At 62.8% G+C, this 15601-nt stretch carries 13 protein-coding genes; 11 read left to right on the forward strand and 2 right to left on the reverse strand.

Features of this window, described 5'->3' with window-relative positions:
- Positions 1 to 14: 14 nt before the first annotated feature.
- The 8 genes from bglB to B0I08_RS15950 all read left to right on the forward strand — a co-directional run bounded on the left by bglB (position 15) and on the right by B0I08_RS15950 (position 7630).
- On the forward strand, positions 15 to 1115 hold the full coding sequence (bglB, locus tag B0I08_RS15915; protein WP_106214630.1) for a beta-galactosidase BglB: 1101 nt from the start codon (positions 15 to 17) through the stop codon (positions 1113 to 1115).
- 34 nt (positions 1116 to 1149) lie between these two features.
- Entirely contained in the window at positions 1150 to 1962 is an 813-nt protein-coding gene (locus B0I08_RS15920; protein ID WP_106214632.1) for a gluconate 5-dehydrogenase, read from the forward strand.
- Between the two features lie 52 nt (positions 1963 to 2014).
- On the forward strand, positions 2015 to 2653 hold the full coding sequence (locus tag B0I08_RS15925) for an RpiB/LacA/LacB family sugar-phosphate isomerase (protein WP_106214634.1): 639 nt from the start codon (positions 2015 to 2017) through the stop codon (positions 2651 to 2653).
- Between the two features lie 162 nt (positions 2654 to 2815).
- Positions 2816 to 4153, forward strand: a complete 1338-nt coding sequence (locus tag B0I08_RS15930) for an MFS transporter (RefSeq protein ID WP_106214636.1) — start codon at positions 2816 to 2818, stop codon at positions 4151 to 4153.
- Between the two features lie 219 nt (positions 4154 to 4372).
- Positions 4373 to 5227 (forward strand): alpha/beta fold hydrolase, encoded by an 855-nt coding sequence (locus B0I08_RS15935; RefSeq protein WP_106214638.1) that lies wholly within the window; start codon positions 4373 to 4375, stop codon positions 5225 to 5227.
- Positions 5220 to 5603, forward strand: a complete 384-nt coding sequence (locus tag B0I08_RS15940) for a hypothetical protein (protein ID WP_106214640.1) — start codon at positions 5220 to 5222, stop codon at positions 5601 to 5603. Before B0I08_RS15935 ends, B0I08_RS15940 begins: the two co-directional genes overlap by 8 nt.
- A 185-nt stretch (positions 5604 to 5788) precedes the next feature.
- On the forward strand, positions 5789 to 6832 hold the full coding sequence (locus B0I08_RS15945) for a zinc-binding dehydrogenase (protein WP_219905691.1): 1044 nt from the start codon (positions 5789 to 5791) through the stop codon (positions 6830 to 6832).
- A 210-nt stretch (positions 6833 to 7042) separates the two neighbouring features.
- On the forward strand, positions 7043 to 7630 hold the full coding sequence (locus B0I08_RS15950; protein WP_106214642.1) for a DUF305 domain-containing protein: 588 nt from the start codon (positions 7043 to 7045) through the stop codon (positions 7628 to 7630).
- Here the strand turns inward: B0I08_RS15950 and B0I08_RS15955 are convergent.
- Entirely contained in the window at positions 7627 to 10413 is a 2787-nt protein-coding gene (locus B0I08_RS15955; protein WP_106214644.1) for an MGH1-like glycoside hydrolase domain-containing protein, read from the reverse strand. The two genes, B0I08_RS15950 and B0I08_RS15955, sit on opposite strands and share 4 nt — an antisense overlap.
- Positions 10414 to 10564: 151 nt before the next feature.
- On the opposite strand from B0I08_RS15955, the gene B0I08_RS17850 reads away from it, so the two are divergent.
- The gene (locus tag B0I08_RS17850) at positions 10565 to 10735 is read left to right on the forward strand and encodes a hypothetical protein (RefSeq protein ID WP_181243446.1); all 171 of its coding nucleotides are present in this window, start codon (positions 10565 to 10567) and stop codon (positions 10733 to 10735) included.
- A 21-nt stretch (positions 10736 to 10756) separates the two neighbouring features.
- Here B0I08_RS17850 and B0I08_RS15965 read toward each other — a convergent pair whose 3' ends face one another.
- Positions 10757 to 13015: a beta-glucosidase gene (locus B0I08_RS15965; protein WP_106214648.1), complete on the reverse strand. Its 2259-nt coding sequence runs from the start codon at positions 13013 to 13015 to the stop codon at positions 10757 to 10759.
- A 273-nt stretch (positions 13016 to 13288) separates the two neighbouring features.
- Here B0I08_RS15965 and B0I08_RS15970 point away from each other — a divergent pair, with 273 nt between their 5' ends.
- Positions 13289 to 14605, forward strand: coding sequence for an ABC transporter substrate-binding protein (locus B0I08_RS15970; RefSeq protein WP_245884854.1), 1317 nt, complete (start codon positions 13289 to 13291; stop codon positions 14603 to 14605).
- Between the two features lie 103 nt (positions 14606 to 14708).
- Positions 14709 to 15593 carry a carbohydrate ABC transporter permease gene (locus tag B0I08_RS15975; protein WP_106214650.1) on the forward strand — a complete coding sequence of 295 codons (885 nt, stop codon included), beginning with the start codon at positions 14709 to 14711 and terminating at the stop codon, positions 15591 to 15593.
- The last annotated feature ends 8 nt before the right edge of the window (positions 15594 to 15601 follow it).

The following is a 15601-nucleotide window of genomic DNA, read 5'->3' on the forward strand; positions in this document are numbered from 1 at the left end:
TTTGTGAAGGAATCATGCATCTAGATACCGGTATTAACCGAGACCAGATCGTTCGACAGATCGATGCCATGATTTCGAATCTGACCACCATTGCGGACGATTCCGGCGAGTCTCTGCTCCACTTCAGCGATGTCGTCGTGGATGACAAGAGCTGGAATGTCTGGAACTGGCCCCAGGGCGTCGGCCTATACGGGATCTACAAGAACTACAAGATCACGGGAAACCCCCTGGCCGCAGACGTGGTGCAGGAGTGGTTCGATAAGGCGCTTGCCGCCGGCGCCCCACCAAAAAACGTCAACACAATGGCGCCCCTGCTCGCCCTGGCCAACCTCTATGAGGACACCAGGGACAGCAAGTACGTTCCGTATTTGGACCAGTGGGCCCGATGGGCCATGCACGACATGCCGCGCACCCACGGCAACGGTTTGCAGCACGTCACCTATGCGGGGCCGAACTCGCAGCAGCTCTGGGACGACACCCTCATGATGACGGTGCTCCCACTGGCGAAGATCGGCCGACTGCTCGGGCGGCCGGAGTACATCGAAGAAGCTAAGTATCAGTTCCTCATCCACGCGCAATACCTGATGGACCAGAAGACGGGGCTCTGGTTCCACGGGTGGTCGTTCGACCGGCGGGACAACTACGCCGGGGCGCTCTGGGCGCGCGGAAACTGCTGGGTCACTATTGCCATTCCAGAGCTGATCGACATTCTCGATCTGGAGCCCGGGGACCCGGTGCGGGAGTGGCTCCTGCACCTTCTCAACAGTCAGGTGTCTGCGCTCGCTCGGCTGCAGGACGAGTCGGGGATGTGGCACACGTTGCTTGACGACCCCACCTCCTACCTGGAGTCTTCCGCCACCGCGGGAATCGCCTACGGGCTGCTGAAAGCGGTGCACGAGCGGTACATCGACAGCGGTTACGCCGTCGTCGCCGAAAAGGCCATCGCCGCCCTGTGCGAACAGATCACTCCCGACGGCGAGGTCCAGAACGTGTCCATAGGCACCGGCATGGGAGAAGACCTGGATTTCTACAAGACCATCGGCACGTCCGCGATGCCATACGGCCAATCACTCACCGTCTTGTGCTTCACCGAATACCTCGTCTCGTTCTGCTGAGTCGCGGTGCCATCCATGAAAAGGGTAGGAAATTATGACCGAGAAATTTGAGATGGAGAGCTTCTCCCTCACGGGCAAAGTCGCCCTCGTCACCGGCGCCAGCTACGGCATCGGGTTCGCGATTGCGTCGGCCTACGCCGCAGCGGGAGCGCAGATTGCTTTCAACGACCGGGACCAGGCGTCCGTGCAGCGGGGTATCGATGCGTACCGCGAGGCGGGAATCGACGCACGGGGATATGTGGCGGATGTCACGGACGAAGTCGCCATCAACGCCATGGTTCAGCAGATCGAAGCAGAAATCGGATCCATCGACATCCTGGTCAACAATGCGGGCATCATCAAGCGCGTCCCGATGCTCGAGATGACCGTCGCCGACTTTCGTCAGGTGGTCGACATCGACTTGAACGGCCCCTTCATCGTCTCGAAGGCGGTTTTGCCCGGAATGATCAAGAGCGGCCACGGCAAGATCATCAACATGTGTTCGATGATGGCCGAACTCGGCCGCGAGACCGTCGCGGCATATGCTGCGGCCAAGGGCGGGCTGAAAATGCTCACGCGCAACATCTGCGCCGAGTTCGGCGAGGCCAACATCCAGTGCAACGCGATCGGCCCGGGCTATATCGCTACGCCACAGACGGCCCCCCTGCGAGAGCCCCAGGCGGACGGCTCGCGGCACCCGTTCGACCAGTTCATCGTCTCGAGGACCCCGGCCGCGCGCTGGGGAACGCCCGAGGACCTGTGCGGCCCCGCGGTGTTTCTCGCGTCGGATGCAAGCAACTTCGTCAACGGCCTCGTGCTCTACGTCGACGGCGGACTACTCGCCTACATCGGCAAGCAGCCCGCGTAACGCGCACCCGCACCTCATCCTTAGCTCCGCCACTTCAACGTTGGACAGGTAAATGAAGATCGCTCTGATAAACGAGAATTCCCAGGCCACCAAAAACGCCGTCATCTACGAGGCGCTCACCCGGGTGACCGACGCGAAGGGATACAAAACCTTCAACTACGGAATGTACGGCACGGAGGGCGAGAGCCAGCTGACCTACGTGCAGAACGGCCTACTCGCCTCGATCCTGCTGGGCTCGAAGGCCGCGGACTTCGTAGTCACGGGGTGCGGCACCGGGATCGGTGCGATGCTTGCGTGCAACAGCTTTCCCGGCGTCGTCTGCGGTTTCGCAGTCGACCCGACGGATGCCTACCTGTTCTCCCAGGTCAACGGGGGAAACGCGATCTCCATCCCGTACGCGAAAGGCTTCGGCTGGGGCGCTGAGCTCAACCTCACGCTCCTGTTCGAGCGTCTGTTCGCCGAACCGATGGGCGGCGGCTATCCGAAAGAGCGCGCCGTCGCGGAACAGCGTAACGCCGGCATCCTCGATGAGATGAAGGCGCTCGTGTACCGCCCCCTCATCGACGTGCTCAAGGAAATCGATCAGGACTTCCTTCGGGAGACCATCGGCACCGAGCACTTCACGGAGTACTTCACCGCGAACGCTGACGAGGGGGAGGTGCGCGACTACATCCTGTCGTCACTCGCCTAATCGGGCGGGCTGCGACGCCAGCCTCACCTGCCCAAAATTCGGTGCGGTCACCACAGAGCTGTGTGGGCCCGTCATCGAACCCGGCCTTCTTAGTGAGAGCGCATCAAAGTTCACGATCGATCACAGTAGATCCACTTATATCAAGGAAGATTAGGTCAAGTCATGAGCGGAACCACGACACCGTCATTAGACGCGCAGTCGCCAGCTAAACAAGCATCTTCCCGCAACCTCAAACGCGCTGCCGCAAGCGGGTGGATTGGGAGCGCGCTGGAGTACTACGACTTCACGTTGTACTCCCAGGCCGCAGCGTTGGTGTTCCCGACGATATTTTTCCCCACCGCGAGTCCGGCAGTCGCGATTATCGCGTCGCTGGCGACCTACGGCGTTGGCTATGTCGCTCGCCCCATCGGCGCCATCGTGCTCGGCAATATGGCCGACCGGCGAGGCCGGAAGCATGTCCTCGTGATCGCCATGATGATGATGGGGTTGGCGACACTGGCAGTCGGGCTTCTGCCGACCTACTCGCAGGTCGGCGTGCTCGCGCCGATCATGCTCGTGGTGCTCCGGCTGGTCCAGGGGTTCGCAGTCGCGGGTGAGCTCGGCGCATCAAACGCTCTCATTGCCGAGACGGCCCCAGACGCGAAGCGGGGCTTCTTTGCGAGTTTTAGTGTTCAGGGGTCTCAGATCGGCAGCATTCTCGCCATCGCCCTTCTCCTTCCGCTGGCATCCTTTCTTCCCGACGAGGCGTTTCAAAGCTGGGGATGGAGAATTCCGTTCCTCCTGAGCGCGGTCGTCATCATCGCCGGGTACCTCATCCGTCGCCACATCGAGGAGCCCGCCGCCTACCTGAAGCAGTCCGCCCAGGCGAGGGAGTTCAAGACCCCCGCGGTCGAATTGTTCCGACGCTACCCGCGTCTGCTCATGATCTGCGTCATCAGCACCCTCGCCAACGTGATTGGCACGGCAACGCTGGTCTTCGGAATTACGTACGGCAAGCAGGAGAGTTACGGGATCGGCTTCACGACGAGCGATTTCCTCTGGATAATCCTCATCGTCAACTCAGCTTCCGCCCTGACAATCCCGCTCTTCGGGCGTCTGTCCGACATCTTCGGCAGGAAAGCGCTCATGGTCACCGGCGCGCTTGGTGGTGGGCTCATGTCGATCCCGTATCTGTTCGCGGTGCAGGAGAAGAACTTTGCCCTCGTACTCATCTTCGGACTGCTCGCGATGTCGGTGTTCTTCCAGATGTGGAATGCCTCTTTCGCCACGGCCTACCAGGAGCAGTTCCCGACCCGGCTGCGTGTCACCGGCTTCGCCGTCTCCCAGAACGTCGGGCTGATGCTCGCCGCATTCGCGCCGGCTGTATTCACCATCATGGCTCCTCCGGGAGCGGACAACATTCCGATGGTGATCGGATTCACTACGCTGGCCATCGCGGTTGTGGCGGCGGGTGCGGCTCTGTGCTTGCGAAACGGTGCGGGGAAGAGCTTCGAAGAGTAGAGAGTGCTCTGGCAGATGCCGGCTCCACGATGACTTCTCCGTCAGCGTGTTGCCGGCATCTTTCTTTTCGCTGCCTGCAACTGCACTGTGCTTCAACTGCACCGCACTTGAACTGCACTGCTCTACAACTGCGCTACACCGTTTTTTGGGGGAGCGCTTGACACCGCTTGGCTAATCTCAGTAGTTTGAAGCTATACACATTAGCCAACGGAGGAAATCATGCTCGAACAACTGACCACCGCAGACGGAACCATCGCCTTCGACCTCAGTGGCAGCGGTCCGCTCGTCATCCTCGCCCACGGCATGGGCGACAGTCGGCACTCGTACCGTTTCATCGTCCCCGAGCTGGTAGCCGCGGGTTATCGAGTAGCCAACGTCGACATCCGAGGATGCGGTGACTCGACGGTCGACTGGAAGAGCTACGAGCGCACGGACATCGCCGGTGACCTCGTCGCGGTCGCGCGGCACTTGGGTGGACCTGCCGTCATCGTGGGGCAGTCAATCAGCGGCGGCGCAGCCACCATTGCCGCCGCGACCGCTCCGGACGTCATTGTGGGCATCGTCGAGCTCGCGCCGTTCACCCGCAAGCAGTCCGTCGATATCGGCGGGCTGATCCGCAATAAATACCACCGCGCCGGCACGCTCCAGCTCGCCCAGGTCATGATGACCGGAAGCCTCACAGGCTGGTTGTCTTATTTGGATGCCGCGATCCCGACCAAGCCCGCTGACTGGGCCCAGGAACGCAACCGAATCGAGGTGACGCTGAGCCAGCCCGAACGGAGGGCGGTACTGAAGGCCATGACCCGCACGTCCCCGACGGACGCCGGCGCACAGCTCGCCAACGTGCGCTGCCGCGTGCTCATCATCGAAGGCAGCGCCGACCCGGACTGGGCCGATCCTCGCGCTGAGGGCCTGCGAATCCTCGCGGATCTGCCCAGCGGACTGGGCGAACTCGCCGTCATCGACGGCGCCGGCCACTATCCGCACGCGGAGACCCCCGCGGATGTTCTCGCCCTGCTGCTGCCGTTCCTGAACAAAACTCTCACGCCCACAAGCTCCCCCACGAATGCCTAGAGCAGGTCTGAAGCCACCCGGTCACGATCCCGTGCGCGGCGGGTTGCGTGCACTCGCCGAACTGATTGCCTGGATCGCCGCCCCGATTGCGCTGTGGCCACACTCGATCCCTCTGGCCATCGCTGCGGTCCTGTTCCTCATCCTCCCGCCCGCCATTTTTGTAACTCCCGGCGACCGCCCCGGCGGCGACGGTCCCATCACAGCCCCTGGCATCATCACAATCCTTTCGGTTGTTGCGCACCTTGTCACCGCGACTGTCGCCGCCTGGCTGCTGTGGCCCTGGTGGATCGCGGTTCTGGTCACCGCACTGTGCCTCGTGGTGGTCTTCACCGAGCAACCGCGATGGAAAGCTCTCCTCAACTACCGCCCTCGTTGACTACAAACGATGCCGGTACCGACAGGTGACTTTGCGCCGATGCCCGTTGGCCGTCCTATGGGTCCGGACCGACCACGGCAGACCCGGTCGCGCGAAGGGTGCCCTGTCAGTACGCCTCACCACAGAGACTCCCACGCAGGTGAAAACAACGGTGTCATTGATACACACTTTCGAAAGGATTCACTATGAAGGCCACCATCATGTACGGCGCCGGCGACGTCCGCGTCGAGACCGTTGCCGACCCGACCATCCAGCAGCCCACCGACGCCATCGTGCGCACCGTTCTCACCTGCGTCTGCGGATCCGACCTGCACCCGTACCACTCGATGCCCCCCACCGAACACGGCCAGAGCATGGGCCACGAGCTCCTCGGCGTGGTCGAGGAGATCGGCTCCGCCGTGACAACGGTGAAGAAGGGGGATCTGGTCATTGTGCCCTTCGCTTTCTCCGACAACACCTGCCTGATCTGCAAAGACGGTTTTCAAACCGCGTGCCCGCACGGCGGTTTTTTTGCAACCCCCGACACCGCGGGCCTGCAGGCCGAGCTCGCGCGCGTGCCGATGGCCGATGGCAGCCTCGTTGTTGTGCCCGGCGTTGCCGAGAACGACGCGGACCTCCTTCCGAGCCTTTTGACGCTATCGGACGTGTATCTCACCGGCTACCACGCCGCACACATGGCCCGCATCCAGGCAGGCCAGACCGTCACCGTGATTGGTGATGGCGCAGTCGGTCTCTCCGCGGTGCTCGCCGCTAAACAACTCGGCGCCGAACGCATCATCTTGATGGGCCGCCACACCGCACGAACCGACCTCGGACGCCGCTGGGGCGCCACGGACGTTGTCGCCGAACGCGGCGAGGAAGGCATCAGCAAAGTTCTGGACCTGACGAACGGTTCCGGATCGCATGTCGTGCTCGAAGCGGTCGGGCTCATGCCCGCCTACGAGCAATCGTTCAAGGTCGTGCGTGCTGGCGGCGTTATCTCCCGCGTTGGCGTGCCCCAGTACGAGGAAGCACCTATCGGCTTTATGTCGCTGTTCGGCAAAAACATCACCCTGACCGGCGGACCAGCCCCCGTGCGGGCCTACATCGAACAGGCCATCCCGCTGGTGCTCGACGGCACGATTGAGCCCGGCAAGGTCTTCGACCGTACTGTCTCGATCGATGACGTGCCAGCGGGTTACGCCGCGATGGACGCACGCGAGGCGCTGAAGGTTCTCGTCACCGTCTGATCCGCAGCATAGGGGAGGGCTGCCACGCTGTGACGTGCGCAGCCCTCTGACGACTACCCCGTCGACGTAGTCGAGCTGCCCCTCGCGACAGAAAACGCGACAGAAAAGGGCGACGGCGATGATCACAGCCGATAAACACACGCGGCCGTTACCGTGAAGTCGTTGCTCGGCGTAGTCGCCGTGCACTCAATTTCTAGTGATCGGTAGTCCATGCACAAGTCACGCTTTGTCCTTTTCGCCGCTGGCGTCATCGCTGGCACGCTCCTGCTCGCCGGCTGCTCAGCAGGAACAAACTCATCGTCAGAGACCTCTCCGGCGCCAAGCGCTACCGCTGACCAGCTCAGCCCGTTCAACGACTCCGATGTCGCCTTCGCCATGGGTATGGTCGAGCACCACGAGCAAGCCATCGTCATGGCGGATGCGGTGCTCGACAAAGACAACATCGACCCTCGCGTCACTGAGCTCGCCCAGAACATCACAGATGCCCAAGGCCCAGAAATTGATCTCATGAACGACTGGATCGCCAGCTGGGATGTGGAGAAAGACGACATGTCTGACATGGACCATGGCATGGCGATGACCGACGACGACATGACGGCTCTCGAAGAGGCCACCGGTGCCGACGCGAGCGAGCTGTTCCTCACCCAGATGACGGAGCACCACAACGGTGCCATCGAGATGGCGCAGACCGAACTCGACGCCGGAGAGAACCCCGACGCTCTGGCCTTGGCGCAGCAGATCATCGATGCGCAGACAGCCGAGATTGCCACCATGAAAGCGCTGAACGCCGAACTCTAAGCGGCCCCGGTGCGGGTGCGCGCCGCTCTCGATGCGGCGGGGGACGCGGAACCCGACCTAGACATGGCGGCCGCGAGATCATCCTCGTTTCCGAACAACTGCATCATCCGGGCCACCAAAGCGGTCCATCCGGTCTGATGGCTCGCACCGAGGCCGGCGCCGTTGTCGCCGTGGAAGTACTCGTAGAACGGGATCAGGTCGTTCCAGTGCGGATCCTGCTGGAAGACCTCCGTGCCGCCAAAAACGGGGCGGATTCCGTCCTCGTCCCGCAGGAGTATGCCCATCAGGCGCTCGGAGAGACGCATCGCGACATCCCGGAGCGCTACTTCATCGCCCGATCCGGTGGGGTACTCGATCGTGAACTCGTCGCCGTAATACGAGGCATAGTGCAGCAGGCCACGGATGAGCAGAAAGTTCATCGGCAACCAGATGGGGCCGCGCCAATTCGAGTTGCCGCCGAACATGCCCGTGTTCGACTCCGCGGGGAGATAGTCCACCCGATACTCCGCGCCCGCGACATCCACCACAAATGGATTGTCGCGGTGATAAGCGGACACTGAACGGATGCCGTGCTTGCCCAGGAATTCGGCCTCGTCGAGCATCCGCGCGAGCAGCCGACGCAGCTTGGCCTCGTCCAATAGCGAGAGCAGCCGTCGATCCCCGATCCCTGGCGCCGCCAGCGCCGGGAACCGCGCGGCCAGCTGGGGCCGGTGCGTTCGCAACCATTGCACCCGCGCCATGAATTCGGGCAGTTGGCGGACATCCTCCGGGCGCAATACCACGCAGGCCGCGAGGGGGAGTAGGCCGACGAGCGACCGGACCTTCAACCGTGTCGTGCGCCCGTCGGGGGCCGCGAGAACGTCATAGAAGAAGCCGTCTTCGTCATCCCAGAGGCTGCCCTCGGGGTCATCGGGGTCGTCCATCGCTGAGGCGATCCAGAGGTACTGCTCCAGAAACTTGCTGGCCATCGACTGGTACGACGGGTCGTGCCGCGCCAATTCGAGGGCGATCTCGAGCATCTCGAGAGTGTAGAACGCCATCCACGCGGTGCCGTCGGCTTGTTCGAGGTGGCCACCGGTGGGCAGCGGCGCGCTCCGATCGAATACCCCGATGTTGTCGAGGCCGAGGAATCCACCACCGAAAATGTTGTGCCCGTCGGGGTCTTTGCGGTTCACCCACCAGGTGTAGTTGAGCGTGAGCTTGTGGAACGCTTCCTCGAGGAAGCGGACGTCGCAGTCGCCTCGCGATTCCTTCTCGGCCTCGAAGATCCGCATCACCGCCCAGGCGTGGACCGGAGGGTTCACGTCGCTGAAGTTCCATTCGTAGGCGGGCATTTGACCATTCGGATGCAGGTATCTCTCGTCGAGCATCAGCGCGAGCTGCCCCTTGGCGAAGTCCACATCGACGACCGCCAACGAGACCGCGTGGAAGGCGAGGTCCCACGCGGCGTACCACGGGTACTCCCACTTATCGGGCATGGAGACGATGTCTTCGTTGACCATGTGGAACCATGCGGCGTTGCGCAGATTGGATTTGCGCTGGGCCGCCCGGTTCGAGACGCCGTGGCCGCCGAGCCACTTCGTGACGTCATAGGCGTAGAACTGCTTCGACCACAGCAACCCTGCCAGCGCCTGACGCATGACCAGCGTGGCATCGTCGCTGAGCGATTCCGGGATCACGTCGGCGTAAAACGCGTCAGCCTCGTCACGGCGTTTCGCGAGGGCCTTCGCGAACTTCGTGCCGAACGGCCCGGCCTTTGCGCCAAACGAAGCCGGATCGAGGTCGGTGAGACGCAGCTCGAAGCGTTTCGTTGCCCCTGCTGCCAGCTCGACGTCAAAGCGCACCGCTGCCTTTGTGCCCGGGCCCGTCGGATGGACCGCTCCGCTGCGGCCGTGCACGACGGCTTCCCCGATGCCGTCCTTGACGTATCGTGTCGGGTTGGGCTCGCCGAACAGCCGCTCCGTGTTTGTTTCGTTGTCACAGAACAGCGTCTGTGGGTTCTGCGCCGCGTACAAGAAGCGCGGTCCCAACTCGGCGTGGTCGGCACGCACGACGGTCGCATCCCCGCGGTCGGGCACGCGCTCTATGGACGGTCGCGGCCCCGTGCCGTCGCTCCACGTGTTTCGGAACCAGAGAGTCGGCAGGAGCACGAGATTACCCGGTTCAGCGCCCCGATTGGTGACCTCGATGGAGATCAGGATGTCGTCCGGTGCGCCTTTCGCGTACTCGACGGTGACGTCGAAGTAGCGGTCGTCGTCGAACACGCCGGTGTCGATCAGCTCGTACTCGAAGTCGGCGCGCCCGCGCTGCGCATTGGTGGCCACCAAGTCGCCGTAGGGGTAGGCCATGTGCGGGTACTTGTACTGGTACCGCATGTACGAATGCGTGGGTGTGCTGTCGAGGTAGAAGTAGTACTCCTTGACGTCCTCTCCGTGGTTGCCCTCTGCGTTCGTCAGCCCGAACAGTCGCTCCTTCAGGATCGGGTCTGCGCCGTTCCAGAGGGCCAGCGCGAAGCACAGTTGCTGCTTGCTGTCGGAGATGCCCGCCAGGCCGTCTTCGCCCCACCGGTATGCCCTCGAGCGCGCGTGATCGTGCGGAAAGTAGTCCCACGCGTTGCCATCCTGGCTGTAATCCTCCCTAACCGTGCCCCACTGGCGTTCGCTGAGATAGGGCCCCCAGTGCAGCCAGGGCACGCCATCGCGTTGCTCGGCAAGACGCCCGGCCTCGGCGCGAACGCTGCCCTCGCTCTCCTTGGCGTCTGCGCCTGCATTCTGCTGTCCCATGGAAGCCTCCCTCACGGTCGCGTCTCGACCATTTCTCCGCTCTCGACGGTGCACTACAACGCGTGAGGGCCACGTCACCCGGTTGAGGTGATCCGGGCTCCTGTCTGCAAAGCGGCATACGCTGTGGATGTCGCCGACCAAAGGATTTGCCGTGGCATCCCACAACGAAAATCAGTCTCAGAACCACGTTCCCCAGCCAGACGAGCCGTCCATACCGGAGCTTGAGGTCGACGAGACCATCGCGCCGCGTCCGGAGGAAGAGATCGCCGACGTCCTGCGTGCGAAACCAGACGTCGACGATCACAGCCAGCATCGCGATTGATGTGACGAGCGGGTGACGTGACTACCTGACCCGGAACCCTGCCGATTCCGAGGTGTCGACCGAGCCGCCGACGTGCACGACGTAGTCGCCGGGTGCGGTTGCCCACTCGTCGCTGGCGTCGTCCCAGTACTGCAGCAGGTGCAGGTCGGCAAGATCAGCGGGTGAGAGCGTAATCGTCACGGTGCGACGTTCGCCCGGGTTGAGGGTGACGCGCTCCCATCCGACCAGGCGCTTCGACGGTTGGCCGGCAGCGTCGGGCAGCTCGATGTAGGCCTGCGCGATTTCGGTTCCCGCCCGCTCGCCCGTGTTGCTCAGGCGGAAGCTGATCCGAATCTCCTTCGCGCCGGACGTCTTGCCCGGGGTGACCTTCACCTTCTCGTACTCGAAGCTCGTGTAGCTCAGCCCGTGCCCGAACGCAAAGAGGGGCTCGATCTGTTGCGCGTCGTACCAGCGGTATCCCACCGCGAGTCCCTCCGTGTAGTTCACTTGCCGGATCTCCTGCGATCCAGCGGGGCGGGTGGTCGAGCCGTTCGCAAAAACGCCGGGGTACTGCTCGGGCGTCGAGGTGGGAACATCTGCGATCGATTTCGGGAACGTCATCGGCAGCTTGCCCGACGGGTTCACATCGCCAAAGAGCAAACCCGCCAGCGCCGGACCGACCTGCTCGCCGCCGTACCACGCCTCGAAAACACCAGACACATCGTCGATCCAGGGCATTTCGACGGCGCTACCCGAGTTCAGCACCACGATCGTTGCGTCGTTCGCGGCCGCCACCTGATCGATGAGCGCATCACCCCCGCCACCAAGGCGAAGGTCGGTGAGGTCAGCGAATTCACCCATGCGCTGGTAACCGAACACGATCGCGATGTCTGCCGCCGTGGCATCCGCTTCAACGCCTGCAGGGTCTGTACCGGGGTTGAACGTGACGGTCGCCCCCACGGCTGCCGCGCGCTCGCGGATCGCCGTCTCGGGAGTGACGAGATCTTCGCAGTTCATGGTGCCCGCGTTGTTGAATCGCCAGGCCATGCTGCAAGCGGATGCCGCGCTGACGCCGTTGGTCACCGTGCTGGAGGCAGTCGCCCCGAACACAGCGATGCGCGTGCCGGCCGTCGCCGAGAGGGGAAGTGTGCCGTCGTTCTTTAGGAGCACGGTTCCCTGCTCGGCGAGTTCGCGGGCGATCGCTTTGTGTTCTGCGGTCGATGCGTCGACTACCGGAGCCGCGGCGAGGGGATGGTCGAACAGACCGCCCCGGATGTACGCACTGATGACGCGGGTCGCCGCGGCGTCGATGTGCGCCTGGGTGATCTCGCCCGCGGCGAGGGCCGCGTCGAGCTTCGCGGGGGTGAAGTAGATGGGCCGGTTGAGCTCCTGGTCCATGCCGTTCACCAGCGACGCGGCCGTCGAGTGAACGGCGCCGAAGTCGGACACTACGAAGCCGGTGAACCCGAGATCCTGCTTGAGATTGTCGTTCAGGAGTGGGTTCTCGCACGCATAGACGCCGTTGATCTGGTTGTACGAGCACATCACGCTCGCCGGTTCGCTGCGGTTCAGCGCGATGTCGAAGGGGAGCTCATACAGCTCGCGAAGCGTTCGCTCGTCGAGATTCGATGAGCTGGTCTGGCGGTCGAGTTCCTGTTCGTTGGCCACGTAGTGCTTCAGGTTCGAGATGACCGGCTTGTCAGCGATCCCTTCGAGGCCGTTGACCGTTGCAGCGGTGAACAGTCCCGACAGCAGGGAATCTTCGCCGAAGTACTCCGGCGTGCGACCGGCGAGAGGTGTTCGCCCGCTCGCCAGACCGGGAGCGAGAACGAAGTTCTTGCCCTTGTCGAACGCTTCCGAACCCTGAGCCGCTCCCTTGGCCTCGGCGAGTTCGGTGTTCCAGGTGGATGCCACGGCGATAGGAGCCGGGAAGGCGGTCACTCCCGGGGTGAACCGAACCCCGTCGGGGCCGTCGGTCGCCACGATTTTGGGGGTGCAGTCCACCTGTACGGGGTACGTGACGCCGGAGAAGGTGGTCTCCTGGGGACTGTTGGCGGGTTGCTCCACCAACCACCGGTACTTCTGGTGCTGCGTGCTGGCGGCAAGAAGTGCGGCCGCCCGAGCCTCTGGGGTTTGTGAGGCGTCCATCCAGGCCGCGCTGGAGCACCCCGGGGTAGCGGCCGTCGCCGGCGCGACGTCGGTGTGGACGATCGCCGGGATGGACAGCGCCAGGGCCGTCGAGGCGAGAGCCGCCCATTGCAGGCGTCCCTTTCGGTGTAGGTGACCACGAACTGAGTTCATCTTGTGCCTTCCCTCTTCATTGAGAGCCCGACCGATTTCGTGAGAAGCCGGAGCGGGGCCAGTTGAAGCGCTTCAACCTAACGGCACTTTAGAGAGAACCAGAAGGCGGGTCAACCCGTCTAGTGAAACGGAGGAAAAACCAGATATTGCGCCATCGAACGTGTTCGAACCGTTACATCTCGAATCTGAGCGGCCTTGACAGGGTGCGCTTCAATGGAGGAAGGTGTTCTTGAAGCGCTTCAATAGTGAAGGCTCGCACTTCAAGGAGGAATTGTGACCACAGCAAACCACGCGCGCCTCAGGCGTGCATTTCTACCCGTCATTGCGGGGATCGGTGCCGGAGCGCTTCTGCTCACGGGATGCTCCGGCGGTTCAGACGGCGGCAACTCGTCGGACGGCGCCACGGAATTCACCTATCTGTCCCTCACCGAGAACACAGCGGTCGCCGACACGCTCACGACGCTGAGCGAGGGCGCCTGCGCCGCGGAGAACGAGGCACTCCCGTTGAAGGTGACCAACCAGCCGCAGGCCAGCTTCGACCAGCAGCTCCAGTTGCTCGCGGGCCAGGATGCCCTTCCGGTCATCTTTGCCGCGGGAAACACCCCGCAGGTCGCGAAGGACCTCAACGAGGCGGGCCAGATCCTCAACATCGGTGAGACGTTCGACGAGCTGGGAGTGGCCGAGAACATTCTTCCCGCAGCATCGTCGACGATTGAAAGCCTTTACGGCGAGCAGATCGCCCTGCCGACGGAGTTCAACGTCGAGGGTCTCTGGTTCAACAAGCAGATTTTGGAGCAGAACGGAATTACTCCGCCCACGACCTGGGACGAGCTCGTGGACGCCGCAGCGACGCTCGACGCAGCGGGCGTCCAGCCGTTCTCCGCATCCGGTGAGCAGGGCTGGCCTCTAACCCGACTGGTCGGAAACTACCTGTTCCGTACCATCGGGCCCGACGCTCTCCAGGCGGTTGCCGACGGGGATGCAGAACTGACCGAGGCGGAATACGTCGAAGCCGCCCAGGCAGTCGCCGATCTCGGGGCTGAGGGCTACTTCGGAGAGGGCGTCGGCTCCATCGACTACGACACCTCCATCAACACGTTCACGAGCGGTCAGGCCGCGTTCCTGTACATGGGGAGCTGGGTTCTCAGTTCGTTCAACGACGCGGAGACGAATCAGCTTGGCGCCGAGAACATCGGCTTCATCCCCTTTCCTGAGGTCGAGGGCGGAAGCGGCTCCAGCGACCAGCTCGCCGCAAACGTCGGCGTGCCCCTGATGGTTTCAGAGAGCGCGTACAACGACGAGGTCGGGGCCTGGTTGTCCTGCATCTCGGAGAACTACGGCTCGGTGTCCCTCGGAGACCAGGGTGTATTGAGCGGGTTCACCGTCAACGATGACTCGATCGAGGTTCCGCCGCTCACGGCCGAACTGCAGGCGGCGATCGACGCGAGCGGCGACAGCGTTCTGTGGACAGAGGCGCTCTTCAACGCCCAGGCCACAACCACGAGTCAGACCAACGCAGCTCAGCTGGTGACGGGAGCCATTACTCCGGAGGAGTTTATGCAACTCGTCCAGGCCGATCTCGGCAACTAGTCACACGACCAATGCGCCCACCCGCGGTGGGGAGAAGAAGGCCACGGCCGAATTCACCCCGCCGCGGCGTGAGCGCGGCGCCGAAATCGGAAGCAAAACAACTATGAACAACGTCTTCGGAAACAAGCGTGCAGTCCTGGTATTCGTCGGGCCAGCACTACTCATCTACGCGCTCATCATGCTGGTACCGGTGATCTGGTCTCTCGGCTACACGTTCTTTACCGGCAGCGTCATTACTGGATTCGAATTTGCGGGACTCGAAAACTTCGAGCGCCTGTTCACCGATCCAAAGGTGGGCGAGGCCCTCCTTTTCACGATGAAGTACGCGGTCATCCTGACGATCGGCCAGATTCTGGTCGGCTACGCTCTGGCGTTGTTGTACGTGTTCTGGCTGAAAAAGGCATCCAGCGTCGTTCGCACCCTGGTGTTCTTTCCGATCGTGCTGCCCACCGTGGCTGTGGCGCTTCTGTTCCAGAAGATGTTCGAGATTGCGCCGCAAAACGGGCTGGTGAACGAGGCCCTGAATCTGGTCGGGATCGCCTCCGTCGACTGGTTTGGCACGGCGGACACCGCGTTTTTGGTGCTCGTCATCATGGACATCTGGCGTTCGATGGGCTTCTACGCCGTACTCCTCTACGCGGGCTTGCTTGACATTCCCGAAGAGATCATGGAATCCGCGCGTCTCGACGGAGCGGGCAGCCTGGCTCTCATCCGCCGAATCATTCTGCCGCTCTCGCTGCCGGTGTTGCTGTCCTCGATTATTTTCAGCATCAACGGCACGCTCAAGGTCTTCGACTCCGTGCTTGCCCTCACCAACGGCGGTCCAGGATCGTCGACCACCCCGCTGACGCTGTACATGTTCCGGACCGCGTTCAACTACGGCAATTACGGCTACGGAAGCACGATCGCCCTGCTCCTCACGGTCATCTGTCTCCTGGTCACCATTTTCATCTTCCGCTCGTCGCGGCGCGATCTGACGAAGAACTAGGACGACTC

Source organism: Glaciihabitans tibetensis (assembly GCF_003003265.1).
GTDB lineage: Bacteria > Actinomycetota > Actinomycetes > Actinomycetales > Microbacteriaceae > Glaciihabitans > Glaciihabitans tibetensis.

Bases quoted from the DNA above. Each gene is read 5' to 3' on its own strand.
- B0I08_RS15925 (WP_106214634.1), top strand. From the start codon at position 2,015: ATGAAGATCGCTCTGATAAACGAGAATTCCCAGGCCACCAAAAACGCC.
- B0I08_RS15950 (WP_106214642.1), top strand. From the start codon at position 7,043: ATGCACAAGTCACGCTTTGTCCTTTTCGCCGCTGGCGTCATCGCTGGC.
- B0I08_RS15945 (WP_219905691.1), top strand. From the start codon at position 5,789: ATGAAGGCCACCATCATGTACGGCGCCGGCGACGTCCGCGTCGAGACC.
- bglB (WP_106214630.1), top strand. From the start codon at position 15: ATGCATCTAGATACCGGTATTAACCGAGACCAGATCGTTCGACAGATC.
- B0I08_RS15965 (WP_106214648.1), bottom strand. From the start codon at position 13,015: ATGAACTCAGTTCGTGGTCACCTACACCGAAAGGGACGCCTGCAATGG.
- B0I08_RS15930 (WP_106214636.1), top strand. From the start codon at position 2,816: ATGAGCGGAACCACGACACCGTCATTAGACGCGCAGTCGCCAGCTAAA.
- B0I08_RS15940 (WP_106214640.1), top strand. From the start codon at position 5,220: ATGCCTAGAGCAGGTCTGAAGCCACCCGGTCACGATCCCGTGCGCGGC.
- B0I08_RS15935 (WP_106214638.1), top strand. From the start codon at position 4,373: ATGCTCGAACAACTGACCACCGCAGACGGAACCATCGCCTTCGACCTC.
- B0I08_RS15955 (WP_106214644.1), bottom strand. From the start codon at position 10,413: ATGGGACAGCAGAATGCAGGCGCAGACGCCAAGGAGAGCGAGGGCAGC.
- B0I08_RS15920 (WP_106214632.1), top strand. From the start codon at position 1,150: ATGACCGAGAAATTTGAGATGGAGAGCTTCTCCCTCACGGGCAAAGTC.
- B0I08_RS15975 (WP_106214650.1), top strand. From the start codon at position 14,709: ATGAACAACGTCTTCGGAAACAAGCGTGCAGTCCTGGTATTCGTCGGG.